The following is a 21,932-nucleotide window of genomic DNA, read 5'->3' as shown; positions in this document are numbered from 1 at the left end:
TTTAAATTAAACTCCGGGTAATGGAGGAGGTGTGTTTCCCCCTAGAAATGATTTAAGCTCTTCTACTTCCTGTAGAGCTTTCCATTCTGTTAAACCTTGTTTCCAGATTAAAGAATCTCTGTTAATCGTACGTGAAGCAAAGAGTGCCTGTAACTGTTCAAAACTTACAGGGCCTTGCTGCTGGCTGTTGTGCGCATAAAAATATTGAGTTGCAGCCGGCATTGGAGGCGGCGTTGCTGCGGCTTGTGGTTGCCTTGCTGCTTGTGGTGCACCACCCATCATCGCGCCACCCATTTGTTGCGCTAAAGCAAAACCCATGCCCATGCCCATGCCTGCCCCTGCGGTGCCCCCTTCGTTACTTGCAGCAGCTTCAATAGCTTTTGCTGTTTTAAACTTAGTTAGCTTGTCAAGATCAAGTTTATCTATACGGCTGTACTCAAAGATTTCTTTTTTAAGCTCTTCGGGCATTGAGACGTTCTCGATGTAGAATTTTTCTAGTGAAATACCCACACTTAAAAATTCGGGCTGCATTACTTCTTTGCAGGTTTCTGATAGTTCTGTGGTGTTAGCCGCGTATAATTCTATAGGTAGTTTTGCTTCGCCTACGGTGTCTGTAAAGCGCGTAGCGATTAGACTTTTTAGGTGTTCATTAATTTCAAAGTTTGTAAAATTATTATCTGTCCCTACAATGTCTTTAATAAACTTTCCGGCGTCATTTATACGGAAAGCATACGTCCCAAATGCGCGTATTTCTACCAGACCAAAACGGTCATCGCTAAGTGTAATCGGGTTTTTTGTTCCCCATTTTTCGTCTGTAAATAAATGGGTGTTTAAAAAATAAACCTCAGCTTTAAACGGACTGTCAAAACCATATTTCCAGCCTTTGAGAGTAGCTAGAATAGGAAGGTTTTGCGTATTTAAAGTATAGGTGCCGGGAGTAAAAACATCTGCGAGCTGCCCTTCATTTACAAAAACGGCTGTTTGACCTTCACGCACAATGAGTTTTGCGTTGTTTTTAATTTCGTTTTGATAGCGCTCAAACCGGTGCGCAATAGTATCATCTGTATAATCGAGCCACTCAATAATATCTATGAATTCGTGACTCAGTTTTTCTTTAATTGTGTCAAATATTCCCATAGTTGCTTGTTTTACAGATTTATGCTTCTTTTTAAGTTAGTAGCAGAAATCTTATTATTGTTTCAGAAAAATAACATTTTAATTTCTTCCTTCTTCGTTAGGGTATAATTTATAAAGAGGTTCGCTTTGCCAAAATTGTTTTGAATCAACATCTAAGATTGAGAGTTTTCCCTTAAAAGCCGCACCGGTATCTATATTCCACACATTAGCCATTTGAGTGGGTATGTCTCTATTTATTCTGGTAACGGGTGTATGACCAATATAAATTTCTTTGTGATGCGTTAAGCGTTTAGGGTATTCAAGATCTTCTTTTTTGAGATTTTTATCAAGGGCAACGGCCATTTCCCAAAAGGTACGATCCCAGTAGAACGCCGTCTTATGGTGCTCGTGTTCGGGACCATTGTGATTTTGAAAACCTGCATGTACAAACATTCGGTTTTGATCGTCTATATAGTAATCTTCGAGAGTTTTATAGAATTCAAGATGTTCTGCTTTTTGCTTTTGAGAGTATTCTTTATAAGAATCTATGGTACTTTTCCCGCCGTGGTTAAGCCAGATTTCATTGCGTTTATTTGTTTTTAGCCAGTCATAAACCAGATCATCGTGATTACCTCGTATAAAGATGCATTTATGATTTTTTGATAGTGATATAAGAAAGTCTACTGTTTGAGCACTTTCACTCCAGCCATCAACATAATCACCTAAAAACAGGAGTAAATCATCTTTTGAAACCATTGCGTTTTGAAGTACTTGTTTTAAACCTTTAAGGCCTCCGTGAATATCGCCTATTGCAAGTGTGCGTGTCATTAATTGTATTTTACTTTTCGTAAGATTCGTAAATTTTCTTTGTATGCGTTATAGAGCTTACTGCCGTATTTTTTTAAAAACGGGTGTAAACTTTCAAGCTTTTCTAAGGCAGATTCAAAACCGTTTAGATAGCAGATTAGATAGGTTGCCGGGAGATTGTACAAATCTTCAAGTTCGCCTTTATTTAATTCTTTATGCGCTAAAACCTTATTGAGAATACTTGTATTGTTATTATAAATATGATGTAATAATTTTTGATCAAATTTGGGTGGTTCAAAAACCAGATTACTATCAATTACATAAGAGCCGTTTTCTTTAAAGTAAATTGTTAGCTCTTCTAATGGATAGTATTTATAGCTGTTTTGTACGCCAAGCAAAACATACTCTAGAATATAAAATTTATCATCTGTCATAGCGATAGAAACTTCATCAAGTGCAGAGTAGAATAAGCGTACCTGCTCATTAATGAGCTCGATATCAACTCTGCTATAAAAGGTGTTGCCTTTAATTACTTTTTTTGTACCTGCCCAGCAAACTACAAACTGCTCTTTAAAGACCTTGTAGTCTGTAAATAAATCTGCGTGACGCACATTTATAAAATCTATAACTCCGTCTAAAGTATGCTCAATACTGTTATTAGCGTGCTTTTCTATAGCTGCAACCACAGTACTGTTAACATCCTGAAGTTCACTTTTAAATGATTTAGGCATAGAGATGCTTCCGTCCCGATAAAAAACCGTTCCTCCCCAATACTTCCAGATATTCTTCTTAAGAGCGGTAAGTAAATTATTAGGTTTAATGGTGACCAAACCCACAACAAGATCTAGAGGTAAATGTGGAAACGGTATGTTTTCATATGAAACTAAAGGAGGATTATCTAAGTAGGCATTTACAAGGTTCTGAATTTTACTATCGTCAAAAAATGGAACGCCCACAATCTCATTAGATTCGTCTTCAATCCCAATAACGATATAACTGTTATTTTTAGGGTTTGAGTTAGAAAGTGCACAAATATGTTTTAGAAATTTAGCCTTACCTTCTTTATTACCTATATCTACTTTACGCTTCTTATCATAAAAACTGTTCTCGTCATTGTGTGCGAGCAGATTTTTAACAAGTAAGCGTTTGTTAATCATTTGCTTATTAATTTCTATTAACTACCGTACTCGAAGCCTGATCAACACTCATAACAACGAGATCTGCAATATTTACATGATACGGTCTGGTAACTACAAAGTGAATGATATCTGCAATATCTTCGGCTTGTAAAGGTTTAAATCCTTGATAGACTTTGCCGGCTTTATCGTCATCTCCTTTAAAACGTACTTTACTAAATTCGGTTTCTACCATTCCCGGATGTACTGCTCCTACCCGAATGTTATAAGCATTCAAATCAATACGCATTCCTTGATTTATTGCATCTACAGCATGTTTACTGGCACAATAAACATTTCCTTTAGGATACACTTCTTTAGCGGCAGTAGAGCCTATGTTTATTATGTGTCCGCTATTTGCTTTAATCATCTTAGGGATAATCATATTGCTTACATAAAGTAAGCCTTTTACGTTTATATCTAGCATAGCATCCCAGTCGTCTGTGTTACCATCTTGAAGGGTGTCTAACCCGTGGGCATTGCCTGCATTGTTGATGAGAATATCTATTTGCTGAAAATCTATAGGCAAACCATTAATAGATTCTTGCACGATCTCTTTATCTCTCACATCAAAACTTAGGGTGTGTACCTTTACGTGCTCACTTAACTCTTTCTGCAGCGCTTCAAGACGATCCTGTCTTCTTCCGCAGAGAACAAGATTAATATTGTTTGTGGCAAAAATGCGTGCTGTCGCGGCGCCTATTCCACTAGTAGCACCGGTTATTAGAGCTGTTTTATTTGACATAGTTTTTTATTTTTTGAACCCTAAAATTGATGAATCAAGATTTGAATTGCTATTAAAACTATATTAAACTTAGCAAGTTTAAAAATGACTACTTAAAAAAGGGAGTTGATTAAAATTTCAAGATCATTTATCTTTGAAGTGCAATCTAAAAAGGGTTGCATTTTTTTTGCAACATTTTTAAAAAAAAGCGGTCTGTTATAGAGCCCTTTCAGAAGACTTCTAAGCCTTTAAAATGTAGGGTTTTAACGATAGCTTAACAAAATCATTAGTAATAAAATTTAACCTTGTAGGCCTTAGAGTCATATAAAAAATAGCATACATATTATGGAAAACACCAATGCGTCTGTTGATATAGGAGCGCTTAATGAAAAGATAGAAAGAGAAAGTGCATTTGTAAAAATTCTTACGATGGAGATGAATAAAGTCATCGTAGGTCAAAAACACATGATAGAGCGCTTGTTAATAGGTCTTTTAGGTCGCGGGCATATTTTATTAGAAGGAGTTCCCGGTTTAGCTAAAACACTTGCTATTAATACACTAGCACAAGCTGTGCAGGGTAGTTTCAGTCGTATTCAGTTTACACCAGATTTGCTTCCGGCAGATGTTGTAGGTACGTTGATTTACAATATGAAATTGAATGATTTCAGTATAAAAAAGGGACCTATTTTTGCAAACTTCGTTCTTGCAGATGAGATAAACCGTGCTCCTGCAAAAGTGCAGAGTGCGTTGCTTGAAGCGATGCAGGAAAAGCAGGTGACCATTGGTGACGAGACCTTTAAATTAGACGCACCGTTTTTAGTAATGGCGACTCAAAACCCGGTAGAGCAGGAAGGTACTTACCCGCTTCCAGAAGCACAGGTTGACCGTTTTATGCTAAAAACAGTTATCGATTATCCTAAAATTGAGGATGAGCAGTTAATCATACGTCAAAATTTAAAAGGTTCTTACGAGAAAGTAAATGCTGTAGTGACAGTAGAGCAGATTCTAAGAGCTCAGGAGGCTGTGCGTGAGGTGTATATGGATGAGAAAATCGAGAAGTATATTCTTGATATTGTATTTGCAACCCGTTATCCTGAAAATTATAATCTTGCAGAGCTTAAACCTTTAATAAGTTTTGGTTCTTCACCTCGTGGTAGTATTAACCTGGCTACTGCTGCAAAATGTTATGCATTTATTAAAGGTCGCGGGTATGTGATACCTGAAGATGTACGAGCAGTCATACACGACGTATTGCGCCATCGTATAGGGATTACCTATGAAGCCGAAGCAGAAAATGTAACTACCGAAGAAATCATTAATAAGATCGTAAACGAGATTGAAGTACCATAAGAGCTGAAAATTCAAAGTAAAATTGAAAATTTAATTAAAACGGAAAGCAATACTTTTTTCTTTTTAAGAAAAAGGATTAAGGAAGAGCGGGTTTATGGATACTAAAGAGCTTTTAAAAAAAGTACGCAAAATAGAGATCAAGACTAGACGGTTATCTGATCATATCTTTGGTGGTGAATATCATTCTACATTTAAAGGTCGCGGGATGACCTTTAGTGAGGTGCGTCAATATCAGTTTGGAGATGATGTACGTAATATAGATTGGAATGTTACCGCGCGTTACAGCGAACCTTATGTAAAAGTTTTTGAAGAGGAGCGCGAACTTACGATGATGCTTGTTGCAGATGTAAGTGGCTCAGAATTCTTTGGTACAGACCAGCAGTTTAAATCTGAAATCGTGACCGAGGTTGCTGCAACATTAGCTTTTTCGGCGATGCAGAATAATGATAAAATAGGATTGATTCTATTTTCTGATGGCATCGAACTTTATATTCCGCCTAAAAAAGGAAAATCTCACGTTTTACGTATTATACGTGAATTACTAGAATTTAAACCAAAAAGCAAACAAACTGATGTTGCGCAGGCTTTAAAGTTTCTTTCGAGCGTGATGAAGAAAAAGGCAATTGTTTTTGTGCTTTCAGACTTTATTGCAGACGGTTACCGCGACACTATGAAAATCGCTGCAAAGCGCCATGATATTACAGGAATTCGTATCTACGACCAGCGCGAAGAAGAGATTCCAAATTTAGGTGTTGTGCAGATGGAAGATGAAGAGACCGGCGAGTTACTTCTTGTAAATACAACCTCTAAAAGCGTACGTAACAACTACTCAAAATATTATAAAGAGCGGGTTGCGTATTACAAAGAAAGCTTTACACGCAGTGGTGCAGGCGTTATAGACGTGCGTACCGATGAGAGTTATGTAAAAAAATTATTAGGTTATTTTAAACGAAGAGGATAAGAGTATAATGAATAATAACCCCAATACATTCCTAAGTAGTATTACCGCAAGTGCTTGCAAAAAGAGATTCTTGTTCTTGATACTGTTTTTTATCGGAATAGGAATCTCACAGGCACAACAAGTTAAAGGTACTATAGACAGTACTTCTATACGTATAGGAGCGCAAATTACCTATGAATTTCAAGTAGAGGCAGACGCTAAAGATCTTGTGATTTTTCCCGAAGGACAAACTTTTTCTCCTTTAGAGATGATTGAGTCCTACAAAGTAGATACTTCTTTTGCCGGGGCAAAAATGAGTCTTATAAAGCGCTATGGCCTTACCCAGTTTGATAGTGGTTCTTACACCATACCGCGCCAACTTGTTACGATAAACCAACAGCCTTTTTACACAGATTCTATTGCTGTTGAGGTTAATAATGTGCAGGTAGATACCACAAAACAAGGTCTTTATGATATTAAAGATATTGTTGAGGTTGATCACGCTACCAGTAAAGTGTGGGAATATCTGCTGTATTTTTTAATTATTGCGTTACTTATAGGAGTGTTCTTGTATTTTATAATACGTAGAAGCCGTAAAAAAGCAGAGACAGAACGCAAATTACCGCCTTTTGAGCAAGCTTTATTTTCATTGCGAAAACTTGACGAAGAATTTAAAGAACCCGCTCGCGGTATAGAGCAACATGAGATTACTAAAGCTTACTATTCTAAACTTACAGATATTGTTAGACGTTATCTTGATGAAGAAGTTTACAGCCGTTCGATGGAAAGTACTTCGGCAGAATTAATAGATAAATTATTACAGGAAAAACAACAGGGTAAAATAGACCTGAGTAAAGAAACTATTCTCAAACTAGATCAGATTTTAAAACGAGCAGACCTTAGTAAGTTTGCGCGTATGTCGCCGGGAAGTGGTCAGGCTGAAGCAGATCGTATTGTAGCAGAAGAGATAGTTAAAGAAACAAAAGAAGCAATCCCAGCACCTACAGAAGAAGAGTTAATGCGGGATGCTGCTTATCGCAATGCACTGGCAAAACGTAGAAAGCATAGACTAATAATCTCAAGTATTGTAGGGGTATTTACTATTCTGGTACTTGCAACTGGTATTTTAATAGCGGTTAAAGGTTTTGATTTTGTAAAAGATAATTTTATAGGTCATCCTTCAAAAGACTTATTAGAAGGCGAGTGGGTGCGTAGTGAATATGGCTATCCTCCAGTTATTGTAAGCACACCACGTATTCTTGAGCGTAATGACATTCCTATTCCAGATTCATTAAGAACGCAGATGGATATGAGCACCTTTACCTACGGAAGCTTAATCGATCAATTTTATGTCGTTGTTAATAATACCCGCTATGGCGGAAATCAAGAGGCAGATTTAGAAAAAGCAACTCAAGGTTTCATAAGTACTTTAGAAGCTAGTGGTGCAAAAAATCTTATCGTAAAAACAGAAGAATATACCACACCCGAAGGAACAAAGGGACTTCGTGTATTTGGTTCTGGTGCATTCCCTGACGCACTAAATAATAAGAAATTTAGTCCAGGTACTTACGAGATGTTATTATTTACTGCTCCGGGAGTATTGCAGCAAGTTCTTGTCGCCTGGCGAGATGATGATAAATATGCTATAGATATGGCATCACGCATCATTAATTCTGTAGAATTACAAAAAACAGTACCTACCGATGTTAAGTAATTTTGAATTTCAAAATCCTGAGTTTTTTTGGTTGCTGTTGCTTATTCCGGTAGTAGCAGTATGGTATTTCTTTAAACGCAACAAAGTAACTGCGCAGGTTAAAATATCTAGCTTAAAAGGATTTAAAGCAGGAAGCGGTTTCTTAGCAAAATTAAGACCCATACTTTTTGTGTTGAGACTTCTCGCTATTGCCTTTATCATTGTAGCTCTGGCTCGGCCTCGCACTGTAGATGTTTCTACGCGAACGAAAACCACACGAGGTATTGATATTGCTATCGCAATAGATGTCTCTGCAAGTATGCTTGCAACAGACTTAAGGCCAAACAGACTTGAGGCGCTTAAAGATGTGGCTTCAGAGTTTATTAAACAACGCCCTAACGATCGTATAGGTCTGGTAGAATATGCCGGAGAAAGTTATACACGTACACCTATCACAAGTGATAAGGGTATTGTGTTGAGTTCGCTAAATGACATTAGGTACAACAGTATTATTGAAGGAGGTACTGCAATAGGTATGGGGCTTGCAACTTCAGTAAACCGTTTAAAAGACAGTAAAGCAAAAAGTAAAGTCATTATTTTAATGACAGATGGTGTTAATAATGCGGGCTTTATTGAGCCGGTTACAGCTAGTGAACTAGCGGTAGAGTTTGGTATTAAAGTTTATACAATAGGTTTAGGTACAAATGGGACTGCGCTTTCTCCTGTAGCTCTACGGCCAGATGGCAGTTTTCAATATGGGAGTATTCCTGTAGAAATTGATGAGGCCCTGCTTAAAGAAATCGCAGATAAAACTGGCGGGCTCTACTTTAGAGCGACAGATAATGAGTCTCTTGAGGAGATTTATGCTGAGATTAATAAGCTTGAGAAGACAGATGTTGAGGAGTTTAAGTACACTAATTACGAAGAAAAGTATCGTCCATTAGTAATTTTGGCAGGTTTGCTACTACTGTTTGAGTTGTTGCTTAGAAATACTGTTTTCAGAAGTTTTGTATAGTTAGAAATAGTAATAACAATAATAATTGAGTTTGTGTATTTACTAGAAGAAAAAATATGGTTTTGGGCGCTACTGGCAATTCCGCTGGTAGTAGTACTGTTTTTTGCAGTTGCATTATGGAAACGTAGCGCTCAAAAACGATTTGCAGCAAATAGAACGTTATTTAATCAGTTAACACCTAATCGCTCTGTTTTTAAGCCGGTATTTAAGTTGGTTATAATTTGTTTGGCAATTGCATTTATGGTGATTGCGCTGGTTAATCCAAAAATAGGAACCAAGCTTGAGACGGTAAAACGAGAAGGGGTAGATGTAGTCTTTGCTGTGGATGTATCTAAAAGTATGGATGCTGAAGATATCGCACCAAGTCGTATAGATAAAGCAAAACAACTTGTCGCGCAGGTTATTAACAATCTGGGAAGCGACCGTGTAGGCATTATCGCTTATGCAGGGAGTGCATATCCGCAGTTGCCTATAACAACAGATTACAGCAGCGCAAAAATGTTTCTCAACTCGATGAATACAGATATGTTATCGAGCCAGGGAACCGCAATTAAAGATGCTATTGAGCTCGCTAAAACCTACTATAATGATGAGGAGCAGACAAATCGCGTATTGGTAATTATCTCAGATGGTGAAGATCATGAAGGTGATGTTGCCGCTATCGCAGAATCTGCTGAAGAAGTAGGTATTAGAATTTTTACCATTGGTGTGGGTACAGAGGCTGGTGACCGCATTCCATTAAAACGTAATGGAGTTGTTCAATCTTATAAAAAAGATCAAAATGGAGAAACGGTAATTACTAAGCTAGATCCTGCTATTTTGCAAGAGATTGCTGCTTCGGCAAATGGTGAGTATATAAATGGGAATAGTACTCAGGAAGTCGTAGATAAGATGGGAACTGCACTCAATCAAATGGATAAAAAGGAGTTTGAAGCAAAACAATTTGCAGACTTTAAAGATCAGTTTCAGTGGTTTTTAGGAGCGGCATTATTGTTGCTTGTTTTAGATGTATTCCTTTTAGAGCGTAAAACTGCCTGGGTACGAAAATTGAATTTGTTTAATGAGAATACGACTAAGTCTTAAACAAAAGTTGATGATGATGAAGAGACAAAACCTATTAAATAAAATACATTATTTAGGAATTTTAATAGTTCTAATATCCTTAAGTGCTTCCGCACAAAGCGATAAACCAGATCCTGCAATTTTAGAGGCGCAGGATTTTGTTGCAGATGGCAACGAAGCGTTTGCTTCTAAAGAATTTACTTCCGCAGAAACAGCGTATAGAAAAGCAGTGGCAAAGAATCCTGCTAATGCAACTGCAAAATACAATATGGGTAATAATTACTACCGCAATAAAAAATATGCAGAAGGGATGACACGTTACATTCAGGCTACTGAAGTTGCACAAACTAAAGCCGAAAAACATAAAGCCTTTCATAATTTAGGCAATGCTTTTTATCAGCAAAAGGATTATAAGAAAGCAGTTGAAGCTTATAAAAATGCGCTACGCAATGATCCTACAGATGAAGAAACCCGTTATAATCTAGCTCTTGCTAAAAAAGAAGAAGAGAAAAACGGCGGAGGCGGCGGTGATGATCAGAAAGATGATAATAAAGACAAAGGCGACGACCAAAAAGACAAAAACGGGGACGGCGACGATGAGAAAAGTGATGATGGCAAGCCAAAAGATTCTGATGATGAAGGCGATAAAAAGGATAAGGGCGACGAGAATAAAGATGAGAAAGGTAAGCCTGAAGATAAAGAAGGTGATAAACCTAAAGATGGTAAAGATGGCGATAAGCCTAAAGAACAACCTCAGCCACAACCCGGGCAGGGTCAATTGTCACCACAGCAGGTAAAAAGTTTACTTGAGGCAATGAAGAATGAGGAAAATAAAGTTCAGGATAAAATGAACGCCCAGAAAGTTAAAGGAGCCAAAGTCAAAACAGACAAAGACTGGTAATTAACAGAGTTGTATATAAATTTAGCCTGTTTAAGGCAAAGCAGAAGTTATAATGAAGATGAAGCTAAAATTTTTGCTGATTGTTTTTTTTGCCGGTTTCTCTGCCTGGTCTCAGGTAAAGTTTGATGCCGTAGTTAGTAAAGAAACGTTAGGAGTTAATGAGCGCTTACGTGTAGATTTTGAGATGAATGAAGATGGAGACAATTTTAGACCTCCCAGTTTTCAGGGGTTTGTAGTTGTAGGTGGACCTAATCAATCTATTAGTAAACAATGGATAAACGGTAAATCTAGTTTCTCTAAGACATTCTCGTATTTTTTACAGCCTAAAGGAACGGGTAAGTTGCAAATAGGTGCTGCAGAAATTGAGATAAATAATACAGTTTATAAAACCCTACCCATAGAAATAAATGTTACGGGAGCAGTAGATCTGGCAAAAGATCCTAATGATCCCGCATCTTCTGCGGCAGAAAATGTGCATCTGGTTGCTGAGGTTTCTAAATCTAATCCCTATTTAAATGAAGCGATCACCGTTGTTTATAAGCTGTATGTTTCTCGCGAAACAGCTGTAAACGGATGGAATGAAATAGACGCGCCCAAGTTTGCCGATTTCTGGAGTCAAAGCTTAGATGAGAAGCAATTTAAAGTGTACGACGGGACCTTTAACGGCAAACCCTATCGGTATGTGATTTTGAGAAGAACCTTATTATATCCTCAAAAAACAGGTGAATTGGATATTGAATCGCTTGCGCTCAATATTAATGTTGAAGCACCTACAAACAGACGCGATATTTTTGGTATGCGCATTACGCGACCGGCACAAATAACAGTGTCTGCACCTAAGAGAACAATAAAAGTTAGAGAATTGCCAGAAGCAGGTAAGCCCGATAATTTTACGGGAGCTGTTGGTAAATTTGATTTTAGTGTAACTGCCAGTAAAACTAAACTGGATGCCCAGGATGCATTAGATTTGACACTTACTGCAAAAGGAAACGGAAATCTAAAACTCTTTAAACTTCCTAAGCCTACATTACCCAGCACTCTAGAGGTTTATGAACCCGAAAATTTACAGGATGTAAACGTATCTTTATCTGGTATGACCGGTAAAAATGAAGAGCGTTATACGGTTGTTCCACAACGCAAAGGAGCCTATCCTATACCACCCATACGCTTTTCTTATTTTGATCCCACAACAGAGCGTTACAATACGGTAAGTAGTGATGAGATTGTAATTACCGTAGAAAATGGGCCAGATGCTCTAGCTTCGGCTAGTGGAGTGAATAAATCTCCTGTAAAAGCAGCTGTTCAATTTAACTATATTAAATCGGAAGCAGATTTAATAGCTCAAAATAAAGATTCATTCTTTATGAGTAAGCTGTTTTGGGGACTACTTGTAACTCCGTTAGTTTTAATTCCGTTTGCTATATTTTTTGGTCGTAAGCGTGAAGCTTATCAAAATGATATCAAGGGTAACAGGCTGCGTAAGGCAGATAAACTTGCCCGAAAGTATCTGGGAGAAGCAAAGAAAAATTTAGGAGACCAGAAAGCGTTTTATCTTGCTTTAGAGAAGTCATTACATAATTTCTTAAAAGCACGATTAAATATTCAGACCAGTGATATGAGTAAGGAGCGCATAAGTAGATTACTACAGGAGCGTGGCGCAACCGTGACTACTACCGCAGATTTTATTAAGTTACTTGAGAGTTGTGAATTTGCACGATATACACCTGCGAGCATAGATGCTATGCAACAGGATTATAACAATGCCGGCAGTGTAATCTCTGAAATTGATAAGCAATTATGATAACACAGAATATGTATTATACCTATCGCAACTTAATTCTTGTTCTGTTATTGGGAGTAGTAACGATAAGCAGCAGCTTAGCTCAAACTCCTGAGCAATTATTTGAAACCGGAAACTCCCAGTATGCACAGAATAATTTTGAAGCAGCTATTGTTAATTATGAGAAAGTTCTAGAGTCGGGTTACGCATCTGCCGCGGTATATTATAATCTGGCTAACGCTAATTATAAACTTAACCGTATAGCAGCAAGTATCTATAATTATGAGAAAGCACTGGCATTAAAACCTAACGATAAAGAGATTAAAAACAATTTACAGTTTGCCCAAAATATGACCATAGATGCGATAACCCCGTTGCCGCAAAATATATTTAAAAAATGGTATAATCAGATTTTGGGTATTTTTACTATAGATGGCTGGGCAACCGTAACGGTGGTATTTATACTCATATTTACACTGAGTTTTTTAATCTATTTTTTTAATAAGAGGGTAGGCAGTAAGCGTGTTTTTTTCACGCTGTCTTTTGTAGCATTGGGGCTAGGAGTATTGAGTTTAGCTCTTAGTTTTCAGGCAAAATCAAATGAGAATAATCGAGAATATGCTATTATTTTTTCGCCAGAGGCGGAAGTGAAAAGTGAACCGAACAACACCAGCGAGCAGACTTTTATTTTACATGAGGGTACTAAAGTTAGAGTTCTTGAACAAAAAGACGATTGGCAATTAATACGACTTGCAGACGGCAAGGAAGGTTGGATTGCTAGTGTCGCTATAAAGATTCTTTAGATTTATTTTATTATTGACTTGAAATACAAGGAGCTTTTCTAAATTTGTTTTTTAAATTTTTAAAAACGTTGAAACAACAATCCGTATTTTTTTTAATTCTATTTGTGACATTTTTAGTCACACCTGCTGTTGTGTCATATCTTAATCGTGGTGATAAAGTGCTGGTAGTATCTGTTTTAGAGGAGGAAAATACTGGAAAAGGTTTCAATCAGAATTTTGAAAAAGACGTTAAATTAATAAGTTCGATTTTAATTATAGATACATTCTTGACAGAGCAGAAAACGGCTTTATTTTTTCATAATAATTCAATTGAGTGCTCTGTATATTTAGATCCGGTATCCCCACCTCCACGATTAGTTTAATAAGATGGTATAGAAGTTATTTTTTAATTTCAGTATAGCATCAATTTAATTGCGCATTTAATTAAATACATTTTAAACTAAAAAATATCAAAAATGGACATTTCAAAAATTTTCGAAAATAATAAAGAGTGGGTTGCAAGTCGTTTAAAGTCAGAGCCTAATTACTTCAAACAATTATCTGAAGGGCAATCCCCAAAAATTTTATATATAGGTTGTAGCGATAGTAGAGTTTCTTCCGAAGAACTTATGGGCGTGGGCCCGGGTGACGTTTTTGTACATCGTAATATTGCTAACATGGTACCTAATACAGACTTAAACTCCATGTCTGTAATTAATTATGCTGTAGAGCATCTAGAGGTTGAGCATGTTGTGGTATGTGGCCATTATTATTGTGGTGGTGTTAAAGCAGCAATGCAATCTGCAGACCTGGGTATCTTAAACCCGTGGTTGCGTAACATACGTGATGTATACCGTATTCATAAAGATGAACTTAATCTTATTGAAAACGAGGAAGAACGTTATAAAAAGTTTGTTGAGCTTAATGTTCAGGAGCAGTGTGTAAATGTGATTAAAACTTCAGATGTACAAAAGGCAATACGCAAGCGTAAGCTTACAGTACATGGGTGGGTTTTCGATATTCATTCGGGAAAACTGATCGATTTGAAAATTGATTTTGATGCAATTCTTAAAAACATCATGGAAATTTACAGATTAGACGAGTTGTAATAACATCTAGTTTTCGGTAAAAAATCAATTTGTGTAGTGTAAAGCTGCACAAAATTCTCATTTTTCAATTTCAGTTTTATGTGCTGCGCAAAGCGTATGACTTGAACTGAAATTCTCATTTTTAATACTAAGCTTATGTTTAAAAATTTAAAAAACGACTTCCCGGCGAGTGTCGTGGTGTTTTTTGTAGCGCTACCCTTGTGTTTAGGAATTGCTTTAGCAAGTGGTGCTCCACTCTTTTCAGGTCTAATTGCGGGTATTGTTGGCGGTATTGTAGTAGGGGCAATGAGCGGTTCTAGTCTGGGGGTTAGTGGTCCTGCGGCAGGTTTATCTGCAATAGTTTTAGTGGCTATATCTACCTTAGGCGGGTATGAAAACTTATTAGTTGCTGTAGTTCTTGGGGGGGTCATTCAGTTGATATTTGGTCTTCTAAAAGCCGGTATTATAGGGTATTATTTTCCATCATCTGTAATTAAAGGAATGCTTACCGGTATAGGAATTATTATCATACTTAAACAAATTCCACACTTTTTTGGTTATGATGCAGATCCAGAAGGAGACTGGGCTTTTTTTCAGGTAGATGGTAGAAATACGTTTACTGAAATAGGGCAGATATTTGATAGTATAAGCCCGGGTGCAACAGCAATAGCATTTATCGCGATGTTTATTTTAGTGCTATGGGATGTTGTACTTAGCAAAAAAGGTAAAATATTTAAGTTAATACAGGGACCATTAGTTGCTGTGGTGTTGGGTATTATTTATTATGTATTTACACAGGATTCTGAAGCCTGGGGTATTTCTAATGATCATCTAGTAAAAGTACCTGTGCCAGATGATTTTAGTTCATTTATAGGGCAATTTACCTTTCCTAACTTTAGTGTTATTACAGAGCCACAAATCTGGATCACTGCATTTACGCTTGCCCTGGTCGCGAGTCTGGAAACTTTGCTTTGTGTTGAAGCAACAGATAAACTAGATCCTAAAAAACGTACAACGCCTACAAACCGTGAACTTTTTGCTCAAGGTGCCGGTAATATAATTTCTGGGATGATAGGAGGTTTGCCTATTACCCAGGTAATCGTACGTAGCTCTGCAAATATCCAATCTGGTGGGCAAACTAAAATGTCTGCGATAATTCATGGTTTTCTATTATTAATTTCCGTGATTCTGGTGCCTAATGTTCTTAATTTAATCCCACTCTCTGTATTGGCAGCGGTATTATTTTTAGTGGGTTATAAGCTTGCTAAGCCTTCTACTTTTAAGCGTATGTGGACGCTGGGTTGGAAACAATTTATTCCCTTTATCATAACAGTATTAGGTATCGTATTTGCAGACTTACTTGTGGGTATTAGTTTGGGTCTGGCTGTAGGTATTGTTGTTATTCTTATTAAGAATTATCAAAATTCACATTTCTTACATATTGTAAGAGAAGAAGAAACAGGTCTTGATATTGTAAAAATGACATTAGCTGAAGAAGTGACGTTTATAAATAAAGGAGCGATTATGAAAGAGTTAAACAAGCTTCATGAAAATTCATATTTAGAGGTTGACGTGCGCAAAACACGTTATTTAGATCAGGATATTATAGAAATTCTAGATGATTTCAGATTTAGAGCGCAGGATAAAAATATTAATGTCAAGATTATCTCTGAGCGCGGTACAATTGAAAACCCCGAAAGTTACGAGCAGTTTTTCAATCAGGAAAAGAAAGATAACTTGAAAGTTTCAGCATAACAAACACTTTGTACAAATTCAAAACGCCGGTAATTTACCGGCGTTTTTTATTAAATAACATTCTGTCTAACACTATTTCTAAACTAAGCCGATTCAAGCTGTAATTGAGAATCTTCATTAGATTCTGGGTTTTCGGTTTTTAATTTATCTACTTCTCTGAGTAAATTAGGAAGAACTAATGGAGCTATAGGCTGTATGGCATTGTAAACAACAGACTCTTCTCTAATTTTTTCATCTATAAGAGTCATCGTAAGTGCAGAGCTAAACATAAGAATTACACTTAGTATAAAAGCAACTTTAAGTACACCGAATAGACCACCTAAAATTTTATTTACTATACCTAGCATTATTAATGAAGCAACTTTAGTTAATAAGCGCCCGGCCAAACTAATTATGAGTACGATGGTGATAAAGGTAAGTGCAAAGGCAAGTAGATTAATGGTATGTTCACTCCACGCTACTTTATCATTAAGGTAATCTACAGCGTAATATGAAAAGTGAATAGCACCGTAGATGCCAATCACTAAAGCAATTATTGATGCTAATTCAATTAAAAGTCCGTTTTTAATGCCTTTATAAAGCCCTAGAATCAAAAAAATGCCTAGAATAATATCAAGATAGTTCATACGTTAAAGATACTATTTTTAAGAAGCTTGTTGATTATATTTGCGGCTATGGCAAGAGATGAACAACTTAAAGAGCGCTGGGATCAGATAGTAACTAAACTCTCTGCACGATTTGCAGACGGTGATACTTTAGATCTTGATGCGATTATATATTTAATAGGAGTGCAGGAATTAGGGCAACCCGGTAAAAAATTTAAAAAAGACGATAAGCTTGATTTAATGCATATTGCAATCTGCAGATTGTTAGAGCCTTTTGGCTATTATAAGTTTGATTATCAAGACGCAGATGGTTGGCCTCATTATGAGGTTGTAGATCAATTACCTACCCTTAAAGCAGGTGAGCAAGCGCTGCTTATGAAAGAGGCAATTGTGCAGTATTTTTTAGAAAAAGAATTAGTTCATTAATTGAAAGTAATTCAACCTATGTTATTAGCGCTATTGCAAGATGTATTTCCTAATGATACCGGCCCTATTTACAAAGAGACCATTGCAGGGCGGTTTCCTGTAGAGCCTTTTAACACATATAGTAACCTCATTTTTCTATTTATCGTTATCTATTTTGGGATACGTATCTATAAAGAACCGCAAAAGCAATGGTTTTTAATGCTTACGATTCCCTTTATATTTATAGGGTATATAGGAGGCACATTATACCACGGGCTTCGCAGTTCTGAGGCATATTTGCTTATTGATTGGGTACCTATAAGAGGTCTTAGTTTTGCGGCCATATTGTACTTTGTCTTTAAATGGAAAGATACCTGGAAGAAACGTCTGTTTTTTATAATTGCAATAGGTATTGCTTTTATAGGCTTGAGGTACTTACCAGTAAGTGAAAGCTTAGAACACAACCTGGGTTATTTAATAAGTGCGCTTACCATACTTATACCTATAATAGGATATTTATCTAAAACAAACTGGCGCAATGCACGCCCCGCAATCATTGCTTTTGTGATTTTTGGCTTTGCAGTAGCGTTTAGAGTACTTGACAACAAACTTGATTTTGAAATATTTTGGATGGGAACCCATTGGTTATGGCACCTCTTTGGCGGCACAGCTGTTTTCTTTATACTCTTATATATTTTTAGAGACAATAAAGCCCAAGCCACCTATATTTCTTAAATTTGTGCCTTCCTAATTTAAAGGAATTATGCTAGAAAAAATAAAAGAGCTTATTGCAGAAGCGGAAGCGTTTACAACTACTTCACTTGAGGAAACAGAATCTTTCAGAATTAAATTTTTAGGGAAGAAAGGCCTGTTTAATGAGTATTTCTCCGAGTTTAAGAATATACCCAACGAAGAGAAAAAAGAGTTTGGTCAAACGATTAACACTCTTAAAACTGTAGTTCAGGAGAAAGTAGATGCCTTAAAAGCCAGCCTGGAGGTAGCAGAAGATAATGGGGTTTATGGTGATTTAACCAGACCTGGAGAACCTGTAGTATTGGGTTCACGCCATCCCATATCTATTGTTAAGAATCAAATCATAGATATATTTTCACGTATAGGCTTTGACGTGTCTGAAGGTCCTGAGATTGAAGATGACTGGCATAACTTTACAGCACTCAACTTGCCAGAGTATCACCCTGCCCGTGATATGCAGGACACCTTTTTTATACAAACTAATCCAGATGTATTGTTGCGTACGCATACTTCATCTGTACAGGTGCGTTATATGGAAGCCAATAAGCCGCCTATACGTACCATATCACCGGGACGTGTTTACCGCAACGAGGCAATTTCTGCACGGTCACATTGCTTTTTTCATCAGGTGGAAGGCTTGTACATAGATAAAGATGTTTCATTTGCAGACTTGAAGCAAACGCTTCAGCATTTTACGACAGAGATGTTTGGAAAAAGTAAAATACGTTTAAGACCTTCTTATTTTCCATTTACAGAACCTAGTGCAGAAGTAGATGTATACTGGGGTCTGGAGACTGAGACAGATTATAAAATGACAAAGGGAACCGGATGGTTAGAAATAATGGGATGCGGAATGGTAGATCCTAACGTACTTGAAAATTGCGGTATAAACTCTAAAGAATACAGTGGGTTCGCATTTGGTATGGGTATAGATCGTATCGCATTATTATTACATCAGATATCAGACATTCGTTTACTTAGTGAAAATGATTTACGCTTTTTAAATCAGTTTAAGAGCGCTCTTTAACATTTAATAATTTCACATCCTTCCTGCGGAACTTTTTCCTCGGGTTTAAAAAATTTGTAGTTGCTATGAAAAAGTATCTTGTAATTGCGGTTCTTGCTATCGCACTTGTCGCTGTAGCTTATTTGACTTTTGTCATAGCAGCTATTAAAATTATGATAGGCAGTATATTCTTAGGGATTATGGCAATTGCGCTTTTGGCCCTCTGGATTATGTGGAAAGTAAACGACTAATATGCGTAAAGATATAGATATACCTGAGGTTTACGATGTTTATGTTGCTGCGGTAAAGGAGTTTAATGAAGACCATCGCACTACAGACTGGAATGCTTATATTATAAACAATACAGACGAGCCATTAGAGTTGGTCATGATTGTTTCTGATGGTTATAGTGCAGATCAAGTGACGAGTCAAATGCGTCATAAATTAGAAAAGCTGCCTTCAAAATCCTTTGCTAAAATTGAATTTATTGAAGACCATGTCCTTGAACTAACAAACCAGTTTGCAGTTACCTATTTTCTAGGAGGAAAGCTCTACGAGAAAACCTTTGTGTTTACTGCGGGCAACATTAAAGATCAAAATCTGGGACCTGTGCCCGCTATGCTGAAAGAAGGCATCCTGGCTGAGTAATTAATCTACTTTTTCAGTAAGTTTTATAAATGTCTTTTTAGGGTCTTTTCCCTTGTAAAGAATATCGTAAACAGCATCTATAATTGGCGTTTTTGCGCCTAACTTCTCATTTATTTTAAAAGCACTTTCCGCTGCATAGTAGCCTTCAGCAACCATACTCATTTCCATTTGAGCGCTTTTAACCGTGTAGCCTTTACCTATCATATTTCCAAACATTCTATTGCGGCTAAAAACAGAATACCCTGTAACTAATAAATCTCCCAAATAGGCAGAATCATTAATGTTGCGTTTCATTTTATGTACTTTTTTGATAAACTTTTTCATCTCGCGTATTGCATTGCTCATTAATACACTTTGAAAATTATCTCCATAACCCAGCCCGTGTGCAACACCGGCAGCAATCGCGTAAATATTTTTAAGCATTGCAGCATACTCGGTACCTATAGTGTCATCGCTTATTGTGGTTTTAATATAATCACTGCTAAGATGTTTTGCCATTACTTTAGCGTGGGCTTCATCTGCACAGGCAATTGTGAGGTATGAAAGACGCTCAAGAGCCACTTCTTCTGCGTGACAAGGACCGGTAATTACTCCTATGTTTTCAAAAGGGATGTCATATTTATCGTGAAAATGAGCCCCTACAATTTGGCCCGTTTCAGGTACAATACCTTTAATAGCCGAAAAAACTATTTTATCCTTAAAACTAGCGGTTACCTGTTCTAATTCTTTACCCACAAAAGCAGATGGTATCGCAAATATTAAATAGTCTGCGTATTCAATAATTTCATTAATATCATTACTTAGTTTTAATTGTGCAGGATTAAACTCTACCGCACTTAGGTAATTGGGATTGTGCTGTTCTTTCTTGATGTGTTCTAAAGCATAATTACTACGCATGTACCAACCTACTTCATTCAGGTTTTCTGATAACATTTTTACAATTGCCGTTGCCCAACTTCCGCCTCCTAAAACCCCAAATTTTAAGCTCATAATCTAATTTGTTTACTACCTCAAAAGTACAGATTTTATAGTCCACCTAAAACCTTGAAAACCACCTCCATTATTTTTTGGCACGCGGTTTGGTTAACAGTTAATATAATTCACAAGCCAGACGTCAATGCTAAGAATTTATAGGAATAGTTATTTAGAAAACGATTCCTTGAGTTATTAACTTAAAAACTTATAATTATGAGAACTATAAAATTACTTAGCGGTTTTGCTCTTATACTTTCAATGTTTACATCGTGCTATACAGATGTATATTTAGAGGATGAGGTAATCAATGAACCACAGATATCTCTGGGTGAAGTTCTTAATGCATACGAATTGTGGTATGTAGATATAGATCTTACTAAAGGAAATGGAGCAATTCCTTTTATGGAAAAAGCATTTACGTTATCATTTATAAACGGAAACTTAAGAGCAAATAACAATCTGGTTGCAATAGGTGATCAGGGTAATGGTTTTGGCATTCCGGTAGGTTATTATGATCTGTTTGATTACGACCTTGATATAAGTCACGATATAGATGGTTTTTATTCTTTTGAAGTAAACCTGTTAGCAAACGGAAGCATAGAATTGTACAACAGACCTTTACGAACTTCATATATTCTTAAAGGATATCAACGTAACAATTTTGATTACGACCGCATCTTTTACGACAACATACATTTCTTTTTACAGGAATATGCAGCATGGGAGAAAATATATACCAGTCAACAGGGGGCTTCAAACGAATTTGACGCAGAGAATTTCCTTCAGTTTTTACCGGCTTCAAGTGGTGGAAATTTTGAAAGTTCGCAAGACCCTAACGGAACTTCTGTAAATTCTATTTATTGGGATTATACAGGTATTTATGAAGTGCAAAATGTTGCTAATAATGCCTATTTAAAAACGCTCACGCTAGATTATGATTATTTTCAAAATGAATTTTTTGAACTTTCTATTCTAGATGATTCTACCATTTCGTTATATCAACCTTCATCAGGCACAGAATATCGATTTAGAGGAAAAGGATATATTGCCTACAAAACTCCTGAAGAGGGAAAAAGTAGAGTTAAGCAAAGCGAAATAGAGCAAACTATTAAGCAAATGAAGACCTTAAAGAAGTAGATAATTTTTTGGTTGGTTAGTTGAAAAACGCTTTAAAGATTTATTCTTAGGGCGTTTTTTTAATTATAAGCACTTAATTTAGTAATGAGTTGAAAAATCATTATTAAAATGCAGCCTGAAAGATTTACATAGATTTAGATTACTCTTATTATACTCTTAAGATGCTATTTTGTAATTTACATTCTTAAAACTAACTAATACTAGAAATAAAAGTT

At 36.5% G+C, this 21,932-nt stretch carries 23 protein-coding genes; 17 read left to right on the top strand and 6 right to left on the bottom strand.

What is annotated here, in order from left to right:
* Positions 1 to 6 precede the first annotated feature (6 nt).
* The 4 genes from ACEN25_RS14285 to ACEN25_RS14270 all read right to left on the bottom strand — a co-directional run bounded on the left by ACEN25_RS14285 (position 7) and on the right by ACEN25_RS14270 (position 3,843).
* Positions 7 to 1,137: an SPFH domain-containing protein gene (locus tag ACEN25_RS14285; protein ID WP_441803494.1), complete on the bottom strand. Its 1,131-nt coding sequence runs from the start codon at positions 1,135 to 1,137 to the stop codon at positions 7 to 9.
* A 78-nt stretch (positions 1,138 to 1,215) separates the two neighbouring features.
* Entirely contained in the window at positions 1,216 to 1,944 is a 729-nt protein-coding gene (locus ACEN25_RS14280; protein WP_441803493.1) for a metallophosphoesterase family protein, read from the bottom strand.
* Positions 1,944 to 3,080: an ATP-binding protein gene (locus tag ACEN25_RS14275; RefSeq protein ID WP_441803492.1), complete on the bottom strand. Its 1,137-nt coding sequence runs from the start codon at positions 3,078 to 3,080 to the stop codon at positions 1,944 to 1,946. The genes ACEN25_RS14280 and ACEN25_RS14275 overlap by 1 nt, the downstream gene beginning before the upstream one ends.
* A gap of 7 nt (positions 3,081 to 3,087) precedes the next feature.
* Entirely contained in the window at positions 3,088 to 3,843 is a 756-nt protein-coding gene (locus ACEN25_RS14270) for an SDR family NAD(P)-dependent oxidoreductase (RefSeq protein ID WP_441803491.1), read from the bottom strand.
* A 324-nt stretch (positions 3,844 to 4,167) separates the two neighbouring features.
* Between ACEN25_RS14270 and ACEN25_RS14265 the strand changes: the two genes are divergently transcribed.
* The 11 genes from ACEN25_RS14265 (at position 4,168) to ACEN25_RS14215 (ending at position 16,188) form a co-directional block, all read left to right on the top strand.
* Positions 4,168 to 5,172: an AAA family ATPase gene (locus ACEN25_RS14265; RefSeq protein WP_028376989.1), complete on the top strand. Its 1,005-nt coding sequence runs from the start codon at positions 4,168 to 4,170 to the stop codon at positions 5,170 to 5,172.
* A gap of 94 nt (positions 5,173 to 5,266) precedes the next feature.
* Positions 5,267 to 6,133: a DUF58 domain-containing protein gene (locus ACEN25_RS14260; RefSeq protein WP_441803490.1), complete on the top strand. Its 867-nt coding sequence runs from the start codon at positions 5,267 to 5,269 to the stop codon at positions 6,131 to 6,133.
* A gap of 76 nt (positions 6,134 to 6,209) precedes the next feature.
* Positions 6,210 to 7,826, top strand: a complete 1,617-nt coding sequence (locus ACEN25_RS14255) for a hypothetical protein (RefSeq protein WP_441803489.1) — start codon at positions 6,210 to 6,212, stop codon at positions 7,824 to 7,826.
* On the top strand, positions 7,816 to 8,820 hold the full coding sequence (locus tag ACEN25_RS14250) for a vWA domain-containing protein (RefSeq protein WP_441803488.1): 1,005 nt from the start codon (positions 7,816 to 7,818) through the stop codon (positions 8,818 to 8,820). The genes ACEN25_RS14255 and ACEN25_RS14250 overlap by 11 nt, the downstream gene beginning before the upstream one ends.
* 33 nt (positions 8,821 to 8,853) lie before the next feature.
* On the top strand, positions 8,854 to 9,903 hold the full coding sequence (locus ACEN25_RS14245; RefSeq protein ID WP_441803487.1) for a vWA domain-containing protein: 1,050 nt from the start codon (positions 8,854 to 8,856) through the stop codon (positions 9,901 to 9,903).
* On the top strand, positions 9,881 to 10,783 hold the full coding sequence (locus ACEN25_RS14240; RefSeq protein WP_441803486.1) for a tetratricopeptide repeat protein: 903 nt from the start codon (positions 9,881 to 9,883) through the stop codon (positions 10,781 to 10,783). Before ACEN25_RS14245 ends, ACEN25_RS14240 begins: the two co-directional genes overlap by 23 nt.
* 58 nt (positions 10,784 to 10,841) lie before the next feature.
* Positions 10,842 to 12,584, top strand: coding sequence for a BatD family protein (locus tag ACEN25_RS14235; RefSeq protein WP_441803485.1), 1,743 nt, complete (start codon positions 10,842 to 10,844; stop codon positions 12,582 to 12,584).
* Positions 12,581 to 13,366 carry a tetratricopeptide repeat protein gene (locus tag ACEN25_RS14230; protein ID WP_441803484.1) on the top strand — a complete coding sequence of 262 codons (786 nt, stop codon included), beginning with the start codon at positions 12,581 to 12,583 and terminating at the stop codon, positions 13,364 to 13,366. The genes ACEN25_RS14235 and ACEN25_RS14230 overlap by 4 nt, the downstream gene beginning before the upstream one ends.
* A 68-nt stretch (positions 13,367 to 13,434) precedes the next feature.
* Entirely contained in the window at positions 13,435 to 13,728 is a 294-nt protein-coding gene (locus tag ACEN25_RS14225) for a hypothetical protein (RefSeq protein ID WP_441803483.1), read from the top strand.
* A gap of 93 nt (positions 13,729 to 13,821) precedes the next feature.
* Positions 13,822 to 14,454, top strand: a complete 633-nt coding sequence (locus ACEN25_RS14220; protein ID WP_028376980.1) for a carbonic anhydrase — start codon at positions 13,822 to 13,824, stop codon at positions 14,452 to 14,454.
* Positions 14,455 to 14,589: 135 nt separating this feature from the next.
* On the top strand, positions 14,590 to 16,188 hold the full coding sequence (locus ACEN25_RS14215; protein WP_441803482.1) for a SulP family inorganic anion transporter: 1,599 nt from the start codon (positions 14,590 to 14,592) through the stop codon (positions 16,186 to 16,188).
* A gap of 83 nt (positions 16,189 to 16,271) precedes the next feature.
* Here ACEN25_RS14215 and ACEN25_RS14210 read toward each other — a convergent pair whose 3' ends face one another.
* Entirely contained in the window at positions 16,272 to 16,814 is a 543-nt protein-coding gene (locus tag ACEN25_RS14210; protein WP_441803481.1) for a CvpA family protein, read from the bottom strand.
* A gap of 48 nt (positions 16,815 to 16,862) precedes the next feature.
* Here ACEN25_RS14210 and ACEN25_RS14205 point away from each other — a divergent pair, with 48 nt between their 5' ends.
* The 5 genes from ACEN25_RS14205 to ACEN25_RS14185 all read left to right on the top strand — a co-directional run bounded on the left by ACEN25_RS14205 (position 16,863) and on the right by ACEN25_RS14185 (position 19,605).
* Complete coding sequence (locus ACEN25_RS14205) at positions 16,863 to 17,219, top strand: hypothetical protein (protein ID WP_441803480.1); 357 nt, start codon at positions 16,863 to 16,865, stop codon at positions 17,217 to 17,219.
* Between the two features lie 18 nt (positions 17,220 to 17,237).
* Entirely contained in the window at positions 17,238 to 17,933 is a 696-nt protein-coding gene (locus ACEN25_RS14200; RefSeq protein WP_441803479.1) for a ceramidase domain-containing protein, read from the top strand.
* Positions 17,934 to 17,961: 28 nt separating this feature from the next.
* Positions 17,962 to 18,978, top strand: a complete 1,017-nt coding sequence (pheS, locus tag ACEN25_RS14195; protein WP_028376975.1) for a phenylalanine--tRNA ligase subunit alpha — start codon at positions 17,962 to 17,964, stop codon at positions 18,976 to 18,978.
* Positions 18,979 to 19,043: 65 nt separating this feature from the next.
* Entirely contained in the window at positions 19,044 to 19,208 is a 165-nt protein-coding gene (locus tag ACEN25_RS14190; protein ID WP_199907792.1) for a hypothetical protein, read from the top strand.
* A gap of 1 nt (position 19,209) precedes the next feature.
* Positions 19,210 to 19,605 carry a hypothetical protein gene (locus ACEN25_RS14185; RefSeq protein WP_441803478.1) on the top strand — a complete coding sequence of 132 codons (396 nt, stop codon included), beginning with the start codon at positions 19,210 to 19,212 and terminating at the stop codon, positions 19,603 to 19,605.
* Here the strand turns inward: ACEN25_RS14185 and ACEN25_RS14180 are convergent, their stop codons facing one another.
* A complete protein-coding gene (locus tag ACEN25_RS14180; RefSeq protein WP_441803477.1) occupies positions 19,606 to 20,595 on the bottom strand; it encodes an NAD(P)H-dependent glycerol-3-phosphate dehydrogenase in 990 nt (329 codons plus the stop codon).
* Between the two features lie 198 nt (positions 20,596 to 20,793).
* On the opposite strand from ACEN25_RS14180, the gene ACEN25_RS14175 reads away from it, so the two are divergent.
* Complete coding sequence (locus tag ACEN25_RS14175; RefSeq protein ID WP_441803476.1) at positions 20,794 to 21,717, top strand: nicotinic acid mononucleotide adenyltransferase; 924 nt, start codon at positions 20,794 to 20,796, stop codon at positions 21,715 to 21,717.
* The last annotated feature ends 215 nt before the right edge of the window (positions 21,718 to 21,932 follow it).

The sequence above is a fragment of the Leeuwenhoekiella sp. W20_SRS_FM14 genome (genome assembly GCF_052119605.1).
Lineage (GTDB): Bacteria > Bacteroidota > Bacteroidia > Flavobacteriales > Flavobacteriaceae > Leeuwenhoekiella.
This window is presented reverse-complemented; position numbering and strand designations above follow the sequence as displayed.